At 48.8% G+C, this 23,088-nt stretch carries 19 protein-coding genes; 5 read left to right on the top strand and 14 right to left on the bottom strand.

Annotated elements, in window-relative coordinates; translation table 11 throughout:
* Position 1: 1 nt before the first annotated feature.
* The 9 genes from H6629_18445 to H6629_18405 form a co-directional block, all read right to left on the bottom strand.
* Positions 2–2,506 (bottom strand): ferredoxin, encoded by a 2,505-nt coding sequence (locus H6629_18445; protein ID MCB9069764.1) that lies wholly within the window; start codon positions 2,504–2,506, stop codon positions 2–4.
* Positions 2,490–3,488 carry a 2-oxoglutarate oxidoreductase gene (locus H6629_18440; GenBank protein MCB9069763.1) on the bottom strand — a complete coding sequence of 333 codons (999 nt, stop codon included), beginning with the start codon at positions 3,486–3,488 and terminating at the stop codon, positions 2,490–2,492. Before H6629_18440 ends, H6629_18445 begins: the two co-directional genes overlap by 17 nt.
* A gap of 66 nt (positions 3,489–3,554) precedes the next feature.
* Positions 3,555–5,468 (bottom strand): 2-oxoacid:acceptor oxidoreductase subunit alpha, encoded by a 1,914-nt coding sequence (locus tag H6629_18435; GenBank protein MCB9069762.1) that lies wholly within the window; start codon positions 5,466–5,468, stop codon positions 3,555–3,557.
* Positions 5,469–5,699: 231 nt separating this feature from the next.
* Positions 5,700–7,502 (bottom strand): Hsp70 family protein, encoded by a 1,803-nt coding sequence (locus H6629_18430; GenBank protein ID MCB9069761.1) that lies wholly within the window; start codon positions 7,500–7,502, stop codon positions 5,700–5,702.
* Positions 7,503–7,541: 39 nt separating this feature from the next.
* Positions 7,542–8,186, bottom strand: a complete 645-nt coding sequence (locus H6629_18425; protein ID MCB9069760.1) for a DUF2760 domain-containing protein — start codon at positions 8,184–8,186, stop codon at positions 7,542–7,544.
* A gap of 134 nt (positions 8,187–8,320) precedes the next feature.
* The gene (locus H6629_18420) at positions 8,321–9,172 is read right to left on the bottom strand and encodes an alpha/beta hydrolase (GenBank protein ID MCB9069759.1); all 852 of its coding nucleotides are present in this window, start codon (positions 9,170–9,172) and stop codon (positions 8,321–8,323) included.
* Positions 9,173–9,229: 57 nt separating this feature from the next.
* Positions 9,230–9,727, bottom strand: a complete 498-nt coding sequence (locus H6629_18415; GenBank protein ID MCB9069758.1) for a hypothetical protein — start codon at positions 9,725–9,727, stop codon at positions 9,230–9,232.
* A gap of 17 nt (positions 9,728–9,744) precedes the next feature.
* The gene (locus tag H6629_18410) at positions 9,745–10,341 is read right to left on the bottom strand and encodes a pentapeptide repeat-containing protein (GenBank protein ID MCB9069757.1); all 597 of its coding nucleotides are present in this window, start codon (positions 10,339–10,341) and stop codon (positions 9,745–9,747) included.
* Between the two features lie 37 nt (positions 10,342–10,378).
* The gene (locus H6629_18405) at positions 10,379–11,260 is read right to left on the bottom strand and encodes a hypothetical protein (GenBank protein MCB9069756.1); all 882 of its coding nucleotides are present in this window, start codon (positions 11,258–11,260) and stop codon (positions 10,379–10,381) included.
* 646 nt (positions 11,261–11,906) lie between these two features.
* Between H6629_18405 and H6629_18400 the strand changes: the two genes are divergently transcribed.
* The 5 genes from H6629_18400 to H6629_18380 all read left to right on the top strand — a co-directional run bounded on the left by H6629_18400 (position 11,907) and on the right by H6629_18380 (position 16,650).
* The gene (locus H6629_18400) at positions 11,907–12,488 is read left to right on the top strand and encodes a YdeI/OmpD-associated family protein (protein MCB9069755.1); all 582 of its coding nucleotides are present in this window, start codon (positions 11,907–11,909) and stop codon (positions 12,486–12,488) included.
* A gap of 37 nt (positions 12,489–12,525) precedes the next feature.
* Positions 12,526–13,851 (top strand): T9SS type A sorting domain-containing protein, encoded by a 1,326-nt coding sequence (locus H6629_18395; protein MCB9069754.1) that lies wholly within the window; start codon positions 12,526–12,528, stop codon positions 13,849–13,851.
* Positions 13,852–14,063: 212 nt separating this feature from the next.
* Positions 14,064–15,878, top strand: a complete 1,815-nt coding sequence (locus tag H6629_18390; protein MCB9069753.1) for a carbamoyltransferase — start codon at positions 14,064–14,066, stop codon at positions 15,876–15,878.
* 37 nt (positions 15,879–15,915) lie between these two features.
* A complete protein-coding gene (locus H6629_18385) occupies positions 15,916–16,335 on the top strand; it encodes a hypothetical protein (GenBank protein ID MCB9069752.1) in 420 nt (139 codons plus the stop codon).
* Between the two features lie 156 nt (positions 16,336–16,491).
* Entirely contained in the window at positions 16,492–16,650 is a 159-nt protein-coding gene (locus tag H6629_18380) for a hypothetical protein (protein MCB9069751.1), read from the top strand.
* Positions 16,651–16,684: 34 nt separating this feature from the next.
* Here the strand turns inward: H6629_18380 and H6629_18375 are convergent, their stop codons facing one another.
* From H6629_18375 to H6629_18355, 5 genes are all read right to left on the bottom strand, one after another.
* Positions 16,685–17,458 (bottom strand): cyclase family protein, encoded by a 774-nt coding sequence (locus H6629_18375; GenBank protein ID MCB9069750.1) that lies wholly within the window; start codon positions 17,456–17,458, stop codon positions 16,685–16,687.
* A gap of 98 nt (positions 17,459–17,556) precedes the next feature.
* On the bottom strand, positions 17,557–18,570 hold the full coding sequence (locus tag H6629_18370) for an amidohydrolase (GenBank protein MCB9069749.1): 1,014 nt from the start codon (positions 18,568–18,570) through the stop codon (positions 17,557–17,559).
* A gap of 229 nt (positions 18,571–18,799) precedes the next feature.
* A complete protein-coding gene (locus H6629_18365; protein MCB9069748.1) occupies positions 18,800–19,327 on the bottom strand; it encodes a 3-hydroxyanthranilate 3,4-dioxygenase in 528 nt (175 codons plus the stop codon).
* A 154-nt stretch (positions 19,328–19,481) separates the two neighbouring features.
* Entirely contained in the window at positions 19,482–22,106 is a 2,625-nt protein-coding gene (locus H6629_18360) for a T9SS type A sorting domain-containing protein (protein MCB9069747.1), read from the bottom strand.
* Positions 22,107–22,650: 544 nt separating this feature from the next.
* Positions 22,651–23,079: a RidA family protein gene (locus H6629_18355; GenBank protein MCB9069746.1), complete on the bottom strand. Its 429-nt coding sequence runs from the start codon at positions 23,077–23,079 to the stop codon at positions 22,651–22,653.
* Positions 23,080–23,088: the final 9 nt, after the last annotated feature.

Genomic DNA, 23,088 nt, shown 5'->3' with positions numbered 1-23,088 from the left:
ATTAATTAAATTTGGCTGCCCGTTGAACCAACGCATCAAGATTGGGCTCGTTGGGATTTTTCGGTTTGCCGGGGTGAATAATTTTTACCGGGCAATTTTCTGCCGCTTCCACCAATTCGCGGAAACTGCCGGCGGATGCATCTTTTATGTAAGCCTGTTTGTTCGCATCGTATGCAAAAATCAGGCTGTTTTTATTGATGCAATCGTTACAGCTGGTGCACAACGGCGAATCGATGTATGGTTCGTCAAACGACAATGCTTCCTCTTCTTCGTCGGGTTGTGCGGGTTCCGCTTTGGCTTCGGCGGATGCGGCCGGAGCCTCGGTTTTCGGTTTCGGCGCTGCTGCCGGCTTTTGGACCGGCATTGCAGGAATCGCATTGCCCATGCCCTCGCTGAGCATTCCTGCGGCAATTCGCGAAATGATATCGCGGCTCAATTCATCCGTGTTTTTAGAAATTTCTGTTTCGTGGGCTGCTTTCAAATCCGCAATTTGCTGCTCAAATTCTGCACGAACAGCTGCTTTTTCCTGCGCCAGAAGATGCTTTGCATGTGAATTTTCGATACCGCCAAATTCCTGCAACAGTCGCCAGTTGTTCGCAAAATTCCGGGCGATTTCCACCAGTTTTGCGGGCGGAATTACCCGCCACAATTGGCTGTTTTCATCGACCATTTGCAAATACGGCAATTTGTCTTTGGATTTTCCGGACAAAAATTCATCGAGCGGCAGCAAATTTTCCGCCCAGACACCCGGCGGAACCGGTAATAATTGAGCGCCATTTTGCGAATCCATCAGCATGAAATCGGTTGCGGTAAATGGCAATTCGGTACTCTGGCTTTTGTCGCTCGCATCGCGATAACTGATAGCCGAAACAGCCCAGCGGTTTTCGTTTTGCGGCGTTTTCGTCAGCTCGAATTTCTCCCGCCAACTGTCGCCCAGTGCCGGATTAAACCGGAAAACCGGGAAAATACGGGCTTCCGCTGCTGCTGCGCTGCGCAAATATGCCGGTAATTGCTCCGCAGTTTCCGTCGGTGCAAAAATTGAAAACAGTGCGATTCCGGGATATTTTGTGCCACTTTCGAACCCGTTTAACACTGCTGCCACATTCGCCGCAGGCGACTGAAAAACAAACGCGCTATTGAGTTGCACAGCCATTTTTGCGGTGGCGAGCGTTGCATAATCCGGTGAAAATGGTGCATTTGCAAGTTGTGTATTTTCAACGATAAACAGCACTTTAATTGCATGATCACCGGCGAGAATTTCCGGCAATTTCAATTTGTCTGCGTCGGAAATTGTGCCGGCGGAAAGGTGCAGCAATACCGGCGGAACCAGCTCCATTTCTGATTGCGACAAAAATGCCGCACCGAATGTTGCGAAAAGCGCCGGATGTTTTTCATCGTTAAATTGGTTGGCAGCCTCCAGCCGGGCAATATGCAATTGTTTACAAAAATCCACCCAGTTGTCAAAATTAGCGTTGGCTTTCGCCAAAGCTTCGTCGCAGGAATATGCCACGGCTGGTGTTACTGCCGGATCAAAAAATGATGTCGAGGCAGAAATCAGCGTTTCAACAGCCTGTTGGATGCGTAATCGGCGCGCTTCCGGCAAAGTTTCACGGACGCGGCTGTCATTGATCATTGCCGAAAGCGTACCAAAATCCAATTCTTCTTCGCCGGTTTTCCCGAGCGATGCCTGCAACCGTTCCTCATTTTGAGTATCGTTGCCGGCGTGTTGGTCTGCTGCCAGAATATCCTGCAGCGTTCCGCAAAGCGATTCCGCTTCATCTGCCATCGCACGCGATTGCTTTTGCCAAAATCTTTTGGCTGTTTCTTGCAATAGCTGCTGCTGCGATTCTGCAGAAAATGGCAGTAACCGGGCATTTGCGGGCAATGCCTGGCTGATCGCTTTGAGATGTTTTGCAATAACATCTGAATTTGTTTTCGGTTTGTGATTGTCTTTTTGAACAATCTGCAGTGCGGTATCAAATGCAGTTGCAAGATTGATTTCGTTGTTCGTGACAACCGCTTTTTTGATCTCCGCTTCAACCCGGAACAGTTCACGTTTCAGGCGTTCTGCGTCATCACCTTGAACAGCTTGTGCTGCCAACAGTGCGTCAAAAATGTCGCGGAGTGGTTTTGCCACTTGCTTTGCCGAGTCATTCAGCAGGCACAGCGGATAGTCGTGGCGAATCTGGCTCAAATCGCGAACTGCGAAAAGCAAAGCGGGCGTCAGCTGTTGCGGCAATTGCCATTCCCCGGCAACTGCCGGTAGTTTGCCGGTTGCGTAAAAGGCTACGGCGTTTTTGAACGGAACTGCTTTTGCAAATGCTTCGCTGTTATCGTACGCTGCTTCGCGAAGGTTTGTATCCACATTTTCGCCGGCTGCAGCCGGTTCTTCGGCTGTTTGCCCAGCGGAAATTTCAAATGCTTTTAATTCTTCCAGCAATGCTGTGTTATCGTCCAATGACGATTTCGGCGAAGGAACATTCGCTGGTTTATCTGCCGTTTTCACCCGAATTCTCCTTTGCAGTTTTTGGGGGATCGATGCCGAATTTGTCAAATTCCTGCTCCAGTGCAGCTTGTTTCAATTCAGCGGTAAACACCCGTGACGGTTTGCGGAGTTCATCGTAAGCGGCAATATTTTCATCGCGATACAGGATGCCGACAGCCAGTTTTTCGCCCTGATCGGCCAGTTCGCGTGCCCGGGCCATATCGGACGGATCGTGCTCAATCTGGTTTTTATACACTTTTTTGAGCGCATCGCTGGATTGAATGCCATCTTTGTGATTCAAAAAGATGAGGTTGTTCGGGTCGCGCATCAGCGGATCGAACATCAGGTTTGTGTAGTGCGGGCAGCGTTGCATAATCCGGATAAATGAAAATCCGTGATGATTGTATGCTTCTTTAATAATGGAATACAGCAACTCCGGAATCCACTCAACAGCTTGTGCAACAAACGACACATTTTGCACGCCAAGTGTGGTAACTGTCGGGTTCAGCGGTTCCAGAAATGTGCCTTTTGGGGTGGTGTTGCTTTTCAGCCCCAATGGCGATGTCGGCGATGCCTGCTTTTTGGTCAGCCCGTAAATGCCGTTGTCGTGCATCATTGCCACAATATTCATATTGTAACGGAGGGCGTGAATCCAGTGCGCGGTGCCGATACTGCAGCAATCGCCGTCGCCCATATTTACGAACACTTTGAGATCCGGACGCCGGATTTTAACACCCTGTGCAATCGGCAATGCCCGACCGTGCAATCCGTGAAAACCATACGTTTTCATGTAATGCGGAAAACGGCTGGAGCAACCGATACCGGAAACAAAAACGGTTTTTTCCGGCGGCAGTTGTTCATCCCGGCAAAGTTTTTGAACGGATGCGAGAATGGCGTTATCGCCGCAACCGGGACACCAGCGCGGCACATTACCCTGGTAATCTTCCAGTGAGTAATACTTTTGGTCGATATCTATCAGATTATCTACGCTTACACCAAACATTTGTTTTTCCTCAATTTAAATAATTTTTATTCTCATGAATTCTATCAACGAAAATGCGCTTTGAGATCACACAGGCGATGTTTCGTTGAGTTCCGCAATTTCCAGCCGGATGCGTTCTTCGATGTCGTGTGGCTTCATCGGCTGACCGTGAACGTTGGAAAACGTGTCAACATCCACAAGGTAGCGGGAGCGTAGCAGGAATTGCAGGTTTGCGTATCTGCGGTTGTCTTCGTCGATCAGCTCGTTACGGATATCATCCGAAAAGTTGATCTCAACCGTCATCACTTTTTTGAATTTTTTGAGAATATCTTTGATGCCCGATGCCATCGGATTCAGGAATTTGAGGTGCAGCGATGACACTTTCAGACCGGCTGATTGTGCACGGCTGACAGCTTCCTCAATTGAACCGCGAGTGCTTCCCCAACCCACAATCAAGAGGTCGCCTTCCGGTTCGCCAAAAACTTCCGGAGTGCGCAGGGTTTTCTGGAATGCCGCCATTTTCAGGCTGCGATGGTCGCACCCTTCCTGATTGACGCCCGGACCGTAGGCAACTTTGCCGCCGCGGGTGTGTGCCAATCCGGTTACGGTGAACATGCCGTTCGGTTGCCCGGGCAAGATTCGCCGGGAAAGCCCGGTTTTGGGATGCCAGTCATACGGCTTGCTGTCCGGCGGCAGCGGCGATTGATCGATCGCGGGTGCCAGCCATTCTTTGTTAAATTTCGGGCGGGTAAACGGCTGCTGTCCGGTTGCAAGGTTGGCATCGGTGAGCACCATAACCACCGTCCGGAACGTTTCGGCAATTTTTCGTGCGGTGATGATGCTGTAAAAGCAATCTTCGATGGTCGATGGTGCCAGCACAATTTTTGGCGCATCACCGGGTGCACCGAAGATTGCAGCGAGCAGATCGCCCTGTTCCACTTTTGTGGGTAATCCGGTGCTCGGTCCGCCGCGTTGCACATCCACCAGCACCAGCGGAATTTCCGCCATAATTGCCAGTCCGATCAATTCGGTTTTCAGTGCCACACCCGGTCCGGATGTGATTGTCACTGCGCATTTTCCGGCATACGATGCGCCGATGGCAAATGCACAGGCTGCAATTTCATCCTCTGCCTGATGCACAACACCGCCCATATTTTCGAACACTTCGCTCAAATAGTGCGATGCGGATGTCGCAGGCGTAATCGGATACATCGCGCACACGTCCATCCCGGATGCCATAATGCCCATACCCGTTGCAATATTGCCGTTTACGACGATTTGCGGTTCTGTCATGCCCGTTCCCGGAATGACAAATTTCATGCTCAGTGTTTCTTCTGCCCATTTGTAACCGGCTTCCAGAAGCTCAATATTTTTGAGCAGCACTTTTTCGCTTTTTTTGCGGAAAACAAAATGGAGTTGGTCCGATGCCATTTCCATATCGCGGGAATAAATGCTGGTGAGTATCCCCAAAACGAACATGTTTTTACCGCGCTGCGGGTTGTCGGTTACCCTCATCGTTTCCTTTTCCAACGGAATTTCGGTGATGGTATAACCTTCTTCCCGGATTCGTGCACAGGTTTCATCATATTGTTTGGCGATCATTGTGTTGGGGTGATTTTTCCATTTATCATCCAACAAAATCGTGCAGTTTTTTTTCAGGTTTCCGGCGATGATCCGGCCCCACAATGCCTGCTCGTTAAAAGCGATAACCAAATCTGCCTCATCACCGGCGTTGGTTACGTAAAACGAACCGATTCGAATCCGAATACCGGAAGCACCGGCAGCCGTTCGTGGGGGCGGTTCAATTTCTGCAGGTATGATTTCGACAGTCCAGACACCATTTCCCGTTCGTGCGGAGATAGTGCCAAACGCTTGCCCAACGGTTTGGGCTCCTTCGCCGGCATCGCTGACTATCTCAACAATGTGTTCCTTAATTTGAACGGGTTTTTTGGTGGCGAGCTGTTCGGATAAAGCGTCGCTTGAGCCGGATAAAGTTGCCATTGAAAATCCCTCATATAGATTGCTGTTATGGTGCCGGGCAAATTGTGTGTCCAGACACCAGTTTTTACATCATAGGCAATAGACCGGAACGGTCCTCTTCCATTTTGTGGTAAAAACTACTTTTTATGGTTGGGGAAAAAAATGAGGATTGTCAGTGAAAAAGATGATTTACATCAGGTTTTCTGAATTAAAACCATATAAAACCATGCCGGTTTTGAAACCTGCACGGTTTTATGCCCGAACGTCAAATTCCAGTTTCCACCGGCGATCATCATCGCGGGATACGCACCACAATTCCAGCGTGCCCACTTCGGTAACCTTGCTTTCCAGCCAAACGGGGATAACGGTGCCGCCGCCGGCGTCGGATGAAGCCGGTAAACTGACTTCCAGCGTTGCGACTTCCTGAATATCGCCGCTCCAGTCTTCGACAATTTCACCGGCGGCATCGTTTTTATTGTGCGTTGCAGCCAGCAAATGAAATACAGCCGGCTCGCCCACAACCAGCCCGAATTCTTTATTGCGGATTTCCGCTTCGCTGCCTTCTTCCATGCCAAAAGGCACAACGCACAACGCTTTCATGGGTGTCGGGATGCCGGGAACCGCCGGCATGCTGCTTTCGACACCAATATAATACGTCCGGTTGATGCCCGCACGAATGCGGATGCCTTTGCCCTGACGCGCCAATCCGTAATACGCTGCGCCGTATGCAACCGCCAGATCCAGATCCATCGATGGCAGCTCGCGAATGGGCTGATCGCTCCATTTTTCCAGCGCGGAAAGTACATTTTGGCGCATCTCCGGGGCTTTCATCACGCCACCGTTGAATAAAATTGCAGATGGAAATGCTACTTCATCACTGCCGCTTTCGGAAATTTCATGATGCAAAAATTCGGCTAAATGACGGGTTACGGCGACATCTTGCGCATACGGCAATCCCATTTCCCGCATGCCGACGCGCGTTTGAACCTGAGGAAAATCATGTTTTTCGCCGATGGGGAAAAATCCCTGCAACAAAACGGTTTGCAATTCTTCGCGGGTGAGTTCGGTGCGAATCGTTCCGCCGATGAGCGATGAACCGCGCCCGAGCAGCGCAATCGGCTCGCTGTCGCGGGTGGGATCGTTCAGCAATTTTTCCTTTGCCGATCGGCAGGAAAACCACAAACTGCGGAACTGCCATTGATCCAGTTTGGTGCCTTTTTGCGCGAGTTTGGCCTGGATAGCGTATGCGAGGGTGAGGTCCATATTGTCGCCGCCGAGCAAAATGTGATTGCCGACTGCGATCCGGTTTAGCTGCAAATCGCCGTCATCTTCAGTAACGCGGATGAGGCTGAAATCGGTTGTGCCGCCGCCGACATCGCAAACCAGCACGGTTTCCCCGACGCTGATCTGTTTTCGCCAATCGTTTTTTTGTGCTTCCAGCCAGGCGTAAAATGCCGCTTGCGGTTCTTCCAGCAAGGTCAGGTTTTGCAATCCCGCGGTTTGGGCAGCTTGCGCGGTCAGTTCGCGGGCAACCGCATCAAAAGATGCGGGTACAGTGAGATACACTTCCTGATTTTCCAGCCGCAGCGCTGCATCGTCGCGGGCAAATTCGTTATTCCAGGCATAGCGGATGTGCGAAAGATAGCGGGTGGTCGCTTCCACCGGCGAAACCCGTTGGGTATCCTCCGGCGCATCCCACGGCAAAATGGGCTGGGTGCGATCCACACCCGCGTGGCACAACCAGCTTTTTGCGGACGAAACCAGCCGATTGGGAATTTCTGCACCGCGTTTCCGGGCGAATTCGCCTACGGCGTAAGTCATGGTGTCATCCCACGGCAGCGAAAGGCTGCCTTCCGGCACATCATGCGGTCCGGGAAGCAGCAAAAATGACGGCAGCAACGCCTGTGTTTTCAACTCGTTTGGGCTGACAATTTGGGGAATTTGCAACAGCCGGATTTCCGGCGATCCGCTTTCCGGCTGATCTTTTTGGGTATAAGCCAACACGCAATGTGTTGTGCCTAAATCTATGCCAATTATGTATTTAGCGTCACTCATCGATACACCTCCCGGTAAAAACAATACCGCAAAATCCGTTTAAATTTCAACTTCCGCAGCAGCCAAAATCATATCTTTTTCATCAGCTTTCATGATTTGGGGCAGGTTCACGCGTTTCACCCGCCAGCCGCGATGCATCAATGCGCCATTGAACGGCGGCTCGCCCGTTACGTTGCCAACCAGCCGGATTTCGCTGGTGTTAAATCCCGCCGGAACGGTGATGCTTTCGCCCTCACTGCCTTTCAAAATCGGTTCGATCACAAAATATTCTTTCAGCGCTTTTTGGCAACCTTCGTGAATGTTACGCACTGCCGCACCAATTTGCGCGTCATCGAACGGGGTCAAATCTTCCTGCAAAAAGTCGATCAATCGACCCTGCCGCTGCAAAATGGAGAGCAACTGCACGGCTGCTGCATGCGGCGGAATTTGCGGTTCCGGTTTCGGTTCGGGCTTTTTCGGTTGCGGTTTGGTTGGTGCGGGTTGTTCTGCTGTCGCTTTTGGCGCAACCAGTTGCAACAATCCCCACAAAACCAGCGCACCGGCTCCGGCAATGCCAAACAGCGTGGTGGTCAAATTGTTTTGCTGAAAATGCTCTGCCGCCAAAAAATAAATGCCCGCCGAAACACCGCCAACAGCCAGCAGCGATATTAATAATGATACAATTTTAAATGGACTGCTTTTCATTTGTTCATCCTCAAATATGCCAATACGATTGTTTTTTCATTAAATCCGGGCAAAATTAAACGGAAACCAACGCTTACGCAAGCAATAATGAATGTTGATGGTTAGATGGCTCAAAAATGCAAAAATCGCTGCACTCAATCGTTCAAAAAATCGAGAATCAGCCGGTTGACCTGTGCCGGTTCTTCGTGCTGCACCCAATGGCTGGCGTTTTCGATGAACGCCAGTTCACCGTAATCGCAATAATCGATGCTCGGTTGCGCCATCACATCGCTGAGGGCTTTGTCGCGCATGCCCCAAATCAGCTTGGTCGGCACGGAAATTCGCGGCGATTGCCGTTTGACAAACATCATCCGCACCGATGAGCGATACCAGTTGATCATCCCCGTAAGCGCTCCGGGTTGCGCCCACGCCTCGCGATATTTTTCGAAATCCTGTTCGGTGAATGTCCCTTTGCGGCTCGTTCGTTCAAGAATTTTGACCATATTTTCAAAATTATTTTTGCCGAGTACAAACTCCGGCATTTTTGGCAACTGAAAGAAAAAAATATACCAGCTTCGGCGACGCTGATCGGGATTATTTTTGAGGTTTTTTACCATCACTTTTGGATGCGGGATGTTGAGATTGACCAGTTTGATCAGCCGTTCGGGATGATGCATCGCGAGATGCCACGCCACCACACCGCCCCAATCGTGCCCGATGAGACAGGTTCGTTCGATGCCGAGTTGATCGAGAATCCCGATGATATCCGCAGCCAGATAATCGAGCCGATACGCGAACCTGCCCTGCGGTTTGTCGCTGCGATTGTAGCCGCGCTGATCGGGAATTATCACCCGGTACCCGCTGTTTGCCAGCGCATCAATTTGCTTTCGCCAGCCGTACCAAAATTCCGGAAATCCGTGCAACAGCACAACTGGTTTCCCGTTCGGATCGCCGGTTTCGTGCACTTCCAGCCGGATGCCGTTGGTTTCGATGAAACGGCTGCGCATTGCGGATGCGATGATTTCCCCAATCGATTTATCACTCATAGCCCAATATTGCTTTGTTTATGAAATACGTTTTTTGTTGCCGGCATTGTCGGTTACAAACCATGTGGCATGCGACGGTTTTACGGTTGCGCAAATCGGTGCGCCTTTGTCGTCGGTCATTCGCAGTTCCACGGATAATTTTTGTTCACCGGAAAGGCATTTTTCTACCGTTTGCCAGCCAATTTCCGAAAGATGGATTTTTGCCCGGCGAAACAGATCCCGGTGTGCGTGCGGTTTTTGGACGAGCCAGTTCAGATAAAAAAATCGCTGTTTGGGGGTGCCGAATGCGAATGGCCCGAGAAAATTTGGCGATCCGTCCGGTTGCTGTTTGATGCGGAAAACGGGTCGAAAAATCACCTCCGGCGCATCGCCCGGATGCAGCTCAATTGCCGTGCGGTTTTCCTGAATGCCGAGGATAACAGGTTCGCGAATCGTAAGTTTTCCGACATTTTCGTCTTCAAAACGACGTCCGGGCATTTCCCGGCAAATCACAGTAATCAACAGTTCGTCTGTCATGGTGCACCAATTTTGAATTATTCGACAGTTATTTCCATCATTTCCAAAAGCGCAATTGCTTCCGGCAGCGAAAATTTGGCTTTTGCCAGTTTGTTGTTTCGCGGATCGATACGATAATTTTTTGCGGATGTAAAATCCGCTTTTGTCAACGATGTGTGGCTGAACTGGCTGCCTTCGAGATCGCAACCGCAGAACGCGGCGTTTTCCAGATTGGAGTCGATAAAGTCGCATTCTTTCACCACGGATTCGCCAAATTGCAAATCGGGGAGCGTCATCCCGGAAAAATTGGCGCTGGAAATGATGCAATTTTCAAACCGGAAATCGAGAAAAATAGGGTTGCAGCCGCTAAAATCGAGCCCGATCAATTTGCAATCTGCAAACGAAACATCCTGTAATTTACAGCTTTTCAAATCGACAATGCTCAACAGGCAATGGCGAAATTGGCATTCGGCAAACCGGCTGTCCGAAAAATTGATGTCGTGAAATTCGCAGTGCTCAAACAGGCAATTGTCAAATTTCCGCGATGTAAGGCTGGCGTTTTTCAACACCACATTTTTAAAATGAACATCCTCAAAATCAAACTCTTTTGGCGAAATGGTTCTTAAAATTTTCATAACATCGGCAATGGTTTAATTGAGTAATTTCAATAGTTTATCTGAGTGATCGGTCATCCAGCCAACTTGCTACCGTTTTGGCGAAACGGGCGGCACTGGGCTCGTCCATCCGAAAATACAGCGCAGGTTCGATCAACTCCATTTCCATTATGGCAAAATGATCGCCGGAGAGGCGCACAAAATCGATGCGCGCATACAAGAGCGGTTCCGGCAAACTGCCAATCGCGGCATCTGCCTGCGCTTTCAACCCTGCCGATGGCTGCACAGCGGTGATGATGCCGCCGTGTTCCTCCTGCACCCGGAAATCGCCGGTTTTCGGCGTTTTCAAAATGGTGTGGCTGTATTCGCCGCCAAAATAGAACAGCGAAAATTCACCCTCGCTGATCACATTTTTTAAAAACGGTTGAATCATAAATGGGCGATGGCTGAAGATGTTTTGAAGCTGTGGAAAAACAGCGTCAATTTGATCGGGACGCAACCGGAAGGTATTATCCGCGTTCGCGCTTATCACCGGTTTGATGATTATTTCGTCCGAATCGAATGTAGTGAAAGCAGAAACGGCGCTATCTTTTGCAATATTGCCGTTTTTCCAAATTGTCGGAACAATGCGATTGCCGCGATTTTCCAAATCCCGCAAATACGTTTTGGCGATATTCCAGCGCACGGTTTCCAGATTATTGTGCAATTGCGCACCGGACGCCGCAATTTGTTCGAGCGTTTTCAAAAATGCTCCGGCATCATTTTGGTAATCCCACGGCGTTCGGATGATGACCATTTCGTACTGTTGCCAGTTTTGCGGCTGTCGCCACGACAACGTTTCCACATCCCAGCCCAACTGCCGGAGCGGCTCGATCGCCAACTCGTCGTCGCTCACAAAATCGTACATATTGTCCATCGATAAAAAAGCCAGTTTCCGCATGAAAATTCCCGATCGGTTGATGTTCCACAAAAATAAAGGGGCGAAAAATGTCCGCCCCAGACAATACCAAATTTACAATATTTTTGTGAAAATTACGAATTTTTGTTGTAAACAATAGCCGCCCGATTGGACGTCGAGTTGCGGATGTCATGTTGTAAACAATAAATTCACTGACCATCGGGGAGCAACCCGGGATGGTTCACGTTCAAAAATGGCGTGGGAAATTTTATCACGAATTTTCTCCTCAAAAATATCGGCAGCTTGCTGCAATCCGGTTTTCAACAACTTCGCAGATGTCCTATTCAAAAAATAATCCGCGTTCGGGTGCTCCATACGTGATCGTAATAAATTTCCAAAATTTCTATTTCAACCGAAAAAACTGAAATTTAGGCATCCGGTATGGTTTCCAATAAGTGATTTAGTTTCACTTGTTGAACGCCATTTCATTTGCGGAATTAGTACTTCAAAATTTTCGATATATTCCAGCCGATTGATAAGTATCCTATTTTGTCAAAAACATCTGGTTTTCCAAATGAAATTAATGAAAGTTAGGAATAATATTGGGAATTGCGGAATTAAGAGAGGTTTTTTGAGCGAAACGATATTATTTTTCGATTCTTAATTGTGAAAGTGGTGAGGTTTTTTAATGAGCGATGCAAAGAAACAACCCGTAGTATGGTTCGAAACCCAAAACGATTGGGATAAATGGCTGGCAAAAAACCACCCGGAAAGTAACGGCGTTTGGCTGAAAATCGCAAAAAAAGGAAAAGGCGTAACGTCTGTAAATTACGCAGAAGCATTGGATGTGGCAATTTGTTACGGCTGGATTGACGGGCAAAAACAGAAATTTGATGATCAGTTTTTTCTCCAAAAATTCACGCCGCGCCGTCCGCGAAGCCTGTGGTCAAAAATTAACCGGGAAAAAGTAGAAAATCTAATTGCTGCCGGAAAAATGAAACCGGCCGGAATGGCAGAAGTTGATGCTGCCAAATCCGACGGACGCTGGGACGCCGCATACGATTCGCCCGGAAATATGACGGTTCCGGAAGAATTGCAGGCTGCGCTCGATGCCAATCCCACAGCCAATGCCTTTTTCGAAACCTTGAACAAAACCAATCGCTATTCATTTTGTTTCCGGGTGCAAACCGCACGAAACCCGGAAATCCGCAAAACCCGCATCGAAAAATTGATTGCCATGCTGGAAAATGGTGAAAAATTTCATTCGTAATAAAGGAAAAAATCTCGAAAAATCTCGAAAGGAAATCATGAGATCGATACATCAATATTTTGCAATTGTCTTTTTATGGTGCACAGTATCTGCTTTTTCGCAAATCCAGTATTCGTGGAGCGAACTGCCGAACGCGCCGATCGCCGCATCGCGGCACGATGACACATGGTTTGTAAACGAGCGCATCGGTTGGGTGGTAAATATTCGCGGTGAAATTTATAAAACCATAGATGGCGGTAATTCGTGGGTTAACCAGCTTGTTCAGCCGGAAACTGATTTCCGCAGCTGCACATTTATCGATTCGATGAAAGGATTTGTCGGCAACCTCGGCACGGAGGAATATGGCGGCGGCACGGACACCACTATTTTGTATCGTACGCTCAACGGTGGCGAAACGTTTGAACCGGTCGAAAACATCATCGGGCAAAAACCGCGCGGCGTTTGCGGGATGTTCGCAGTCAACGACAGCGTGATTTACGCATCCGGCAGGGTGCGCGGTCCGGCGTTCATCATGAAATCTACCGATGGCGGCGAAACCTGGTATTCCACCGCAATGGACAGCCTCGCAGCCGGACTCATCGATTGCTATTTTGTTTCACCGGACACCGGTTTTACGGTCGGTTTGAGCAATTCGCTGCACGGCAATTCCAGCGGTGTCATCCTTTCCACGGTTGACGGCGGGCAAACCTGGCAAAAAGTTCACACCACCAGCCGCACCGGCGAATGGTGCTGGAAAATCTCGTTTCCGTCGCGAAAAGTGGGCTATGTGTCGCTGCAGCGCAACAGTTTGTCGCCCATTTATTTTCTGAAAACCACCGACGGCGGTGTTACCTGGGAAGAAAAATTATTTCGCAACGAATATTATTATGTGCAGGGCATCGGTTTTGTGAATGAAAATGTGGGCTGGATCGGCGGGAACAATACCCACCCGACCTACAAAACCACCGACGGCGGCGAAACCTGGACAAACGCCGGATTCGGCAACCGCCTCAACCGTTTTCGCTTCGTGAATGATACGCTCGGATACGGTGTCGGCGTGACGGTTTACAAATTGAAAGCCGAGTCAACCGTTGGTATTGCAACGGATGAACCAATCGCGGAATCGGTCAGATTGTATCAGAATTATCCGAACCCGTTTAACCCGACCACAACCATCGATTTTGAACTGGCAAAAGCGGATAATATCACCATCAAAATTTTTGATGTGAGCGGCAGCGAAATAACCACACTTTTTGAAGGGATGAGCGAGCCCGGATATCATTCCGTCAATTTCGATGCGGGTGATTTGCCGTCCGGCGTCTATTTTTATCAGCTGCAATCCGCGACAATCAACCGCACCGGAAAAATGGTGCTGATGAAGTAAACTGACGAGTGAAGTTTGCTAATGCACATCGCCCATTCAGTCGATAGAAATGTTATGGCTACTGTCAATTAGTGGTCATTTCTGCGCAGGCAGGAACTCGAACCGTTAATTACTGCAATGGCTTTTGAACGGTTTGAAAATGTGATTATATTTGCCATAAATAAAACTGGCAACGTTAAATAACATCGAATGTAACTCGTTAAAAAACAATTATGAACATTCTGGGAATTTCCGCATTTTATCATGATAGCGCAGCCTGCCTGGTTCGCGATGGCGAAATCATCGCTGCGGCGCAGGAAGAACGCTTTACGCGCAAAAAGCACGATCACAATTTCCCGGAAAACGCCATCAATTATTGCCTTTCAGAAGCGGGGATTGATGGCAAATCGCTGGATATCGTTGCGTTTTACGACAAGCCTTTCCTCAAATTCGAGCGGCTGCTCGAAACCTATCTCCAATATGCGCCCGCCGGATTAACATCGTTCATCATGGCGATGCCGTTGTGGATCAAACAAAAATTGTGGATGAAAGTGCAAATTCAGGAATTGCTCGATTTTAACGGGAAAATTCTGTTTCCGGAGCACCATATTTCCCACGCGGCGTCTGCATTTTATCCGTCGCCGTATCAGGAAGCCGCATTTTTAACGATGGACGGCGTCGGCGAATGGGCGACAACCAGCTACGGCGTGGGCAAAAATAATCAGTTGGAAATTATCGCGGATATCAATTTTCCGCATTCGCTCGGGTTGTTATATTCTGCATTTACGTATTATACGGGATTTCGGGTCAACTCCGGCGAATACAAAGTGATGGGACTCGCGCCGTATGGCGAACCGAAATATGTCAATCTGATCAAACGCGAACTCATCGATATTCATCCTGACGGTTCATTTCAGATGAACATGGCGTATTTCAATTACTGCGCCGGTTTAACGATGACCAACGACAAATTTCACCGGTTATTTGGCGGCGAACCGCGCAAACCGGAAAGCAAACTCACCCAGCGTGAAATGGATTTGGCGCGCTCCGTGCAGGATGTTGTCGAAGAAGTGGTGCTAAAAATGGGCAACCACATCCGGCAGGAAACCGGGCAGAAAAAACTGGTGCTGGCCGGCGGGGTTGCGCTCAACTGCGTTGCCAACGGCAAATTGCTCCGCGCTGGCTATTTTGACGACATCTGGATTCAGCCCGCAGCCGGAGATGCCGGCGGTGCGCTCGGCGCTGCGTTGGTTTCATGGTATCAGTATTCCGGCAAGCCGCGAACTGCAACACCGGGCGATGCGATGCGCGGCAGCTACCTCGGTCCTTCGTTCCAAAACGGCAGCATCAGCGGCTTTCTGAAATCACAAAATGTTGAATATACTGAGCTTACGGATGATGAAATTCCTGAAAAAATTGCCGACTTGATCGGGCAGGAAAAGGTGATCGGCTGGTTTCAGGGGCGGATGGAATTTGGTCCCCGCGCGCTCGGCGGACGCTCCATTATCGGCGATGCGCGCTCCCCGAAAATGCAGGAAACCATGAATTTGAAGATCAAATTCCGGGAAAGTTTCCGCCCGTTTGCGCCGTCGGTTGCGGCGGATCGCGTCAGTGAATATTTCGAAATTGACCGTTCCAGCCCGTACATGCTGTTGGTTGCGGATGTCAAAAAGTCGCGCCAGAAACCGATGTCCACTGATGAATCGGAGCTGTTCGGGATCAGTAAACTCAATATCGTCCGGTCGGAAATTCCGGCGATTACTCATGTGGATTATTCCGCGCGCATCCAGACCGTTCACCCGGAAACCAATGCGTTGTATTATCGCACCATCAAAAAATTTGAGGAAAAATACGGCTGTCCGGTGATCATTAACACGTCGTTCAACGTGCGCGGCGAGCCGATTGTTTGCACACCGGAAGATGCGTATCGCTGTTTTATGCGAACTAATATGGATTACCTGATGCTGGGCAATTACCTGATCGACAAATCCGGTCAACAACCGCTCGAAAACGATTCCGACTGGCAAAAAGAATTTGAACTGGATTAATTTTTTCCAAAATCCTTAACCCTTTATTTTTGAAATTATGTTAAAAGATGAACTAAAAAATATTCCCGGTACCCGCAAAGATTTGCGCAAGTTCGGGCTGGTTGTGGGTGTTGTTGCCGCCGCTATCGGTGGTTATTTGCTTTGGAAAAACAGCGAGTTTGCACCGATTTTATTGGGTTTCGGCGGTTTTTTGATTGTATTCGGTCTGATTTTCCCAACCGCGTTGAAACCGTTGCAACGCGCATGGATGACGCTCGCCGTAATTATGGGATTTGTGATGACGCGGGTGCTGCTCTCGCTGCTGTTTTTTCTGGTGATGACGCCGATCGGCTGGATCGCAAAGTTGACCGGAAAACAATTTCTGGATGTGCAATGGCAGCCGGGAAAATCGCAAAGCTATTGGAAATATCGCGACAAACAATCGATTGACTCGAAATCTTTTGAGCAACAGTTTTAATAAGGATAACGCGTGAATCGAATTTAAGTAGCGGTCTGATAACCAACCGGAGATCCCTGACTTCGCAGGAATGACCAAGCTATCAGCATTAATAATTTTCAGCGAAAAAGAATGAAGAGAAAATGATTTTAAATGCACCAACGTTAAGGAATTAAAATGAGCAAATTGTCAATTATCGCAGAGTTTTGGGAATTTTTAAAAGTGCGCAAAAAGTGGTGGCTGCTGCCGATTGTGGCATTTTTGGTGCTGCTCGGCACGTTGATTGTGTTGACACAAGGTTCCGCAATCGCGCCATTTATTTACACATTGTTTTAAAATCGATTTGAGGCGCTGGCAAAGCGCCTCTTTTTTATGTTGCCGGTAGTAAAAAAACACGGCTCGGTGCTGCGTCGCTGCACCAGTTAGGGATCTGGATGGCAACAGAATAGCTGCCGTCCGGTATTTCATCCGGCACAAAAATCATCTCTGTAACTGTGCGTTCCCGCCGTGATTTTTCCGTCAATTTATGCGTTCCCAACGGCACATTCCACCAAATGTGGTGGGTGCTCAGCAACCCTTCGTCATACAATTTATCCAGCGATGGCATATCTACCAGCAAATGTTTGATTGGCAAATTCGTGATGAATTGCATCGCTTCCATCGAGAAAAACGGTGCCGGTTGCTCAACGTAATCCATTGTTTTTTTTGAAGATTCATTCGGTTGCGTTCGAATGATCAACCCGGTGAGGTTATCTGCTTTTACATTCCACAGGGCTTTTTCCAGTTGGGATTTTTGAATAATCCGATCGTCTGCTGATAATTGGGGCAGATAGTTGTCGCCCGATTCCGCAGCCAAAACCGGTGGAATTGTAACCAGTGTAGCCGGAAAAACAACATCGCGGAGCACCTCGTTGATGAACACCCGTTCATCTGTAATATGCCCGATGCACTCTGTGTGCGTTCCGTTGCAATGCGGAATCAGCGAGATTTGCTGAACGTTGCAACTGCCGCCTCTCCGCGTATCGCCGATAAAATTTACCGCAGCAATGGGCGAAGCTTTCGCTTTTGCCACATTGAAATGATTGGGTTGTTCATTGTTAAAATCCAACGGGATCGATATATCGATAGGGAATTGTTTGTTCATCATATAAAAGTGGGTGAGGGCGATGCCTCATCTATTTCGATTCAAAAAAGCAACGGATCGATGGGTTAATGGTTTTGTTATTTTTGAAATTCGAAAAATCACTGAAAACATGTTGCTTTTAAATTCAGCCATTCCAATGCCGTTCCGCTGAGAAGGCGTTGGCGATCTGCTTCGCTCAAATTGTTGTGGGTTTCGATCATTTTTCCGGGTTGCAATTCGCCCAACGGAAAGGGGTAATCGCTGCCCATCGCGATGCAGCTTGGCGTAAATAAATCCAGCAAATATTGAAAATAGCGCCGATCGTGAACAATCGAATCGACGTAAAACCGCCCGATGTAATCCCGGGGATTAACCGGATTATCCACCGCGCACAAATCCGGGCGCATGGTGTGGGCATGTTCGATCCGCCCGATAGTGGCGGGAAACGCACCGCCGCCATGGGCAAATGCAACCCGCAATTTTGGCAGTCGCTCAAAAATGCCGCCAAAAATCATCGAACAAATCGCCAGCGAAGATTCCGCAGGCATACCCACCAACCAAGGTAGCCAGTATTTGGGCATGCGTTCTTTAGCCATCATATCCCACGGGTGCACAAAAATTGCCGCACCAAGTTTTTCCGCGGCTTCGAAAAACGGAAACAGGTGTTCATCGTAAAAATTCCAGTTGTTCACATGTGTGCCAATTTCGACACCGACCAGTCCCAATTCGGTAACGCAGCGCTCCAGTTCGCGAATTGCCAGCTCCGGTGCTTGCAATGGCACAGTGCCCAATCCGACAAACCGTTTGGGGTGATTGCTACAAACTTGTGCTATTTCATCGTTTACAATTCTCGATAGATCCAACGCATCATGTGGACGTGCCCAATAACTAAATAGAATCGGGATAGGGGAGAGCACCTGCACGTTAACGCCGCTGGCATCGCACTCTTGAATACGAACGACCGGGTCCCAACAATTGTGTTTTATTTCGCGGAAACTGTCGCCGTTGACAATCATTTTTGCGCAACACGGGCGGTGATGTTCCAGCCGAACAAATCCGCCATAGCCATATTTCATCTCCAAATCGGGTAAATTTTTAGGGATGAAATGGGTGTGAATATCAATTTTTAACATACATCTGTTTCCCCGAAGTCAGTTGCAACTGTTGTGAAAAATATGCGTCACTAACGCAAATATATCAAAGTATCGGTAAACGGTGATGATTTTAGCACCATTAACGAATACAATTTTTTGATATTTGGATAGTGATTAAAAAAAGGGAAACCTCAAAAAACGCAGCTTAAGCCAAAATAGAACGAACCGCTGCGTTTGCAACGGTTCATTCCGGACCTTATAACAACATTTATGATTTCTTTTGGGGCGGTTGCATGACGGCGCCGCATTTATCGCAGGTGCGGTGCTGGTCATTTTTGTAAAATCGCTCCATAATCGGCGGGAGTTGGGTAACGATGTTTTCCAGCTTGAAATATTCATCGTAAAGTTTGTTGCCACAGCTTTCACAGAACCACATGAAACCGTCTTTTTCGCCGCTGTAACGTTTTCGCTCGATGACCAATCCGACGGTATTTGCCGGGCGTTGCGGCGAATGCGGCACTTTTGGCGGCAGCAGATAAATATCACCTTCGCGGATGGGAATATCCACCGGCTTATCCCCGTCCATCACTTTTAAAGTGATGTCGCCTTCAACCTGATAAAAAAATTCTTCGCCTTCGTTATAGTGAAAATCTTTCCGGGCGTTGGGTCCGCCAACGACCATCACGATAAAATCGTCTGTTTCCTCGAACACCAGTTTGTTGCCGACCGGCGGTTTGAGCAGGTGGCGGTGTTCGTCTATCCATTTCCGAAAATTGAATGCCTGAAAGTTAGCCAAGGGGCAATCTCCTCTGTTTGAGTTGATTGGCAAAATCGTCCAGTTTCGTATTTACATATTTAATTCGGATTCACAAAAATGTCAAGCGGTTTTAATGATTCATAAAAAAATCGCGGCAAACTGGAATTTTGCCGCGATTGTAAGTTGCCAAAATTTAACGGGATAGCATCATTTTATTCATTTGCGACCGCGATTGCTGACCGTTGATATCCAGCCGGTAAAAATAGGTACCACTGGCAACCGCTTCACCGCGATTGTTGCGTCCGTTCCACTCAAAATCATGCGATCCGGCAGACACATTACCGTCAACCAGATTGCGCACGGTTCGACCGAGATTGTCAAAAATAGTCAACCGGATATCCGCAGATGTCGCCAGTTTTACCGGAATTGTTGTGGTCGGGTTAAAGGGATTCGGGTAATTTTGCAACAGCGCGAAATCCTGTGGTGCGGTGTCTGTCGCCGGATCGTCGATGCCGACGAGTATTTGGGCGAGATCCATTTTATACATCGAACGTGCGTGCGTGCCGATCGCCAGATAATCCGCGGTTTCATGTACTTTCATATCGTACACCGTAACCATCGGGAAATCGCTGCTGATGTATTCCCAACTCAACCCGTCGTCCACGCTGTAATAAGCGCCCAAATCCGAACCGGCAAACAGATAAGTGCGGAAATTGTCATCGGTGAACACTGCAAATGCATTTACCGGCGCCTCCGGCAGGTTTGCGGTAATATCTTCCCAACTGGCGCCAAGATTGGTTGTTCGCATTACTTTGGCTTCCGCTTCCTTCCAGCGCAGCCCGTTGAATGTGGCGTAAGCGGTTGCTTCGTCCACCGGATGCGCGATTACCCGGGTTACCCAGCGATTGGGCAATCCGGTGGAAGTGTTCGTCCAGTTGCTACCGCCATCGGCAGTAACCCACACTTTTCCGTCATCCGTTCCGGCCCAAACAACGCTCGTGAGTGCCGGCGATACGCCGATGGTCGTTACCGTGCCGAGTCGCGAACCGGGAGTGGCGTTGTGCAGCACTGGACTGACGGCTGTCCAGCTCGATGCGCCGTTGGTAGTTTTCCACACGCGATCTGATCCATAATACAAAATACTGCTGTTTACGGGATCCATCACCACTGGTGTTGACCAGTTGGTTCTGCCGGAAATGCCGGAAGTCGCACCAAAAAACGATGCGCCGCCATTGGTGGATTTCCCGAGATTCCCATTTTGCGATTCCGCATAAATGATGTTCGGGTTGGAATGATCGACGATCACATAAAATCCGTCGCCACCAAAAATGCGCGTCCAGTCATCTGTGGCACCGGTGAGAGTACGCAGCGTGCCGTTATCCTGCGTGCCGCCGTAAAGGCGTTCGGGATTGTTGCGATCCAGCCCGATTTCGTAAAATTGGTTGACGGGAAGATCCGCCACTTTGGTGAAATTGACGCCGCCATCGGTGGAAATATTGATGCCGCCATCGTTGCCATTCAAAATATAATCCGGATTGGTGGGATGAAACGCCAACGCATGATGATCGACATGCAAAATATTCGGTCCGCCGTAACCGTAAATGATCGGCCAATTTGCTCCGCCATTGACGGAGCGCATAAACGCGACGTCCAGCACGTACACGATATCCGGGTTGGTCGGATGCACCCGGACCTGTCCGAAATACCAACTGAATCCGCCCGTTCCGTTCGAAAGCTCGTCATCCGGGTCCACATTTGTCCAACTGTCACCAAAATTTGTGGTTTTGAACAAACCGGAAATATTACTGCCGTTGGTGTAAATGGCGTAAGCGATATCAGGATTGGCAGCGTAAATATCCAAACCGATCCGCCCCACATTGGTTGCGTCCGGGTTTGGCAAGCCGCCGGATAATTCCGTCCAATTGGCGCCGCCATCGGTGGTGCGATACAGACCGCTGGTTTCGCCGTAGAGATGTGTGCCAAATTCCGGGTAACGAACGCGTTCCCACATTGCCACAATCATCCGTTGGGGATTTGCGGGATCGATGATCAGGTCTGTTGCGCCGGTGGAATCGCTGATAAAGAAAATATTATCCCAGGTTGCGCCGCCGTCTGTGCTGTGATACAATCCGCGATCCGGATTCGGGGCAAAATATGAGCCTTGCGCCGCGACAAACACTTCCTGCGTGTTAAGCGGATTCACCCGAACCCGCCCGATGGAAACGGTATTTTCCAATCCCATCAATTGCCAGGTTGCGCCAGCATCTGTCGATTTATAAAGTCCGCCGCCGGGCATATTGTTGTGTCCGCCGTTGGCTTCGCCGGTGCCGACGTAAATGATATCCGGGTTTGCAGGATCAACGCAAATATCACCAATGGTCAAGATAGCCACATCGTCGAATATCGGAAACCAGGTGTTGCCCGTATCGGTAGATTTGAAAACACCACCGGTAGCTGCCGCTGCGTAAACGATCGTCGGATCCTGCGGATTAAATTCGATATCCACTATCCGCCCGCCAATATTGGACGGTCCGGCAAATTCCACCGCCTGAACAGCCATCGGTTTGGCAGTGGCGCGCATTTGCCGTGCACGTTGGAATTCTTTCTGAAATGCTTCAGCATCCGCATTGCCGTATGGCGATGTCCGTCGCAGCCATTCCCATTCCGACGGGCGCATGTCCGGTCCCGGCTCGCCTTTCTCGGAAAAAGCGACCGGCGCCGCAGCTTGTTCTGATTCTTTGAACAACCAGATGCCGACTGCCGCCAATACAACAAACAGTGTTATGTAACGCAATATTGATTTATGCGATGGATACACGAATTCCTCCGGGTGAAGATTGATAGTTAAATATCTGAAAAATATGTCATCAATTTATCGCTTTGCGGCATGCGTAAAAGTCGGGGCTAAGGATAAAGTAAAATTGCTAAAATCTCTGATTGCCCCGATAATATCAAAATTTCTTTAACTTGTAAAGAAATTAGCATTCATTAAACCTAAGTTTAGGCAGCGAAATAATATAATTACCGTGCCCGGATGATGCAACGAAAATGCGTTCGGGAATGCAGCGCAGCCACTAAAGTACGCAAACGTGTAATTCAAAGATGCAAACGAGAGGCTCAGAGGTGCAATCTTGCATATCGGAAATGCAACCGTGCGGTAAAAAGGTGCAATTGAGCGGTTCTGAGGTGCAAACGGGAGGTTCAAAAATGCAACCGTGCAGTAAAAAGATGCAATTGAGCGGTTCCGAGGTGCAAGCGAGGGGTTTAAAAATGCTTCAAAAATGCAACCGACCAGTATTGTGGTTATTTTATCCTTTATCCTTTAACTTTTATCCTTAAAAAACATACAACTGATAATCAGATCAATTATCGATAACGGCGATAACTTTCAGTTCAATGGCAATGGGCGTGGGCAGTGCGTTCACTTCAACGGTGGTGCGGCAGGGTTGGTTGTCGCGGAAATATTCCGCATAAATCCGGTTGTAAGCTGCAAAATCCGCTTTCATGTTGGTGAGAAAAACGGTTACATCCACAACATTTTCCCATTTCGCACCGGCGTCCTCAACAATAAAACGCACATTTTGAAATACGGAATGGCACTGTGCCTCAATATCGTAATCAACAATATTGCCGTTGCTGTCGAGCGTTACGCCGGGAATTGTCGCTGAATTTTTGCTGCGCGGACCCACTCCGGATAAAAACAGCAAATTACCTACCCGCCGGGCGTGCGGATATAATCCCACCGGCGCCGGTGCACGCTCTGAATTGCGAATCTCGTTAGGTGTTTTCATCTCTTTATT

The organism is Calditrichia bacterium (assembly GCA_020634975.1).
Classification (GTDB): domain Bacteria; phylum Calditrichota; class Calditrichia; order RBG-13-44-9; family J075; genus JACKAQ01.
Note: the sequence above shows the minus strand (reverse complement) of the source record. Positions and strands in the feature narration are given on the sequence as shown.

Coding starts and splice junctions, on each gene's coding strand:
- H6629_18425 (MCB9069760.1), bottom strand. CDS start 8,186: ATGAAAAGCAGTCCATTTAAAATTGTATCATTATTAATATCGCTGCTG.
- H6629_18380 (MCB9069751.1), top strand. CDS start 16,492: ATGAGCAAATTGTCAATTATCGCAGAGTTTTGGGAATTTTTAAAAGTG.
- H6629_18370 (MCB9069749.1), bottom strand. CDS start 18,570: ATGTTAAAAATTGATATTCACACCCATTTCATCCCTAAAAATTTACCC.
- H6629_18420 (MCB9069759.1), bottom strand. CDS start 9,172: ATGCGCAGCCGTTTCATCGAAACCAACGGCATCCGGCTGGAAGTGCAC.
- H6629_18410 (MCB9069757.1), bottom strand. CDS start 10,341: ATGAAAATTTTAAGAACCATTTCGCCAAAAGAGTTTGATTTTGAGGAT.
- H6629_18415 (MCB9069758.1), bottom strand. CDS start 9,727: ATGACAGACGAACTGTTGATTACTGTGATTTGCCGGGAAATGCCCGGA.
- H6629_18440 (MCB9069763.1), bottom strand. CDS start 3,488: ATGTTTGGTGTAAGCGTAGATAATCTGATAGATATCGACCAAAAGTAT.
- H6629_18390 (MCB9069753.1), top strand. CDS start 14,064: ATGAACATTCTGGGAATTTCCGCATTTTATCATGATAGCGCAGCCTGC.
- H6629_18430 (MCB9069761.1), bottom strand. CDS start 7,502: ATGAGTGACGCTAAATACATAATTGGCATAGATTTAGGCACAACACAT.
- H6629_18400 (MCB9069755.1), top strand. CDS start 11,907: ATGAGCGATGCAAAGAAACAACCCGTAGTATGGTTCGAAACCCAAAAC.
- H6629_18435 (MCB9069762.1), bottom strand. CDS start 5,468: ATGGCAACTTTATCCGGCTCAAGCGACGCTTTATCCGAACAGCTCGCC.
- H6629_18385 (MCB9069752.1), top strand. CDS start 15,916: ATGTTAAAAGATGAACTAAAAAATATTCCCGGTACCCGCAAAGATTTG.
- H6629_18405 (MCB9069756.1), bottom strand. CDS start 11,260: ATGCGGAAACTGGCTTTTTTATCGATGGACAATATGTACGATTTTGTG.
- H6629_18395 (MCB9069754.1), top strand. CDS start 12,526: ATGAGATCGATACATCAATATTTTGCAATTGTCTTTTTATGGTGCACA.
- H6629_18375 (MCB9069750.1), bottom strand. CDS start 17,458: ATGAACAAACAATTCCCTATCGATATATCGATCCCGTTGGATTTTAAC.
- H6629_18355 (MCB9069746.1), bottom strand. CDS start 23,079: ATGAAAACACCTAACGAGATTCGCAATTCAGAGCGTGCACCGGCGCCG.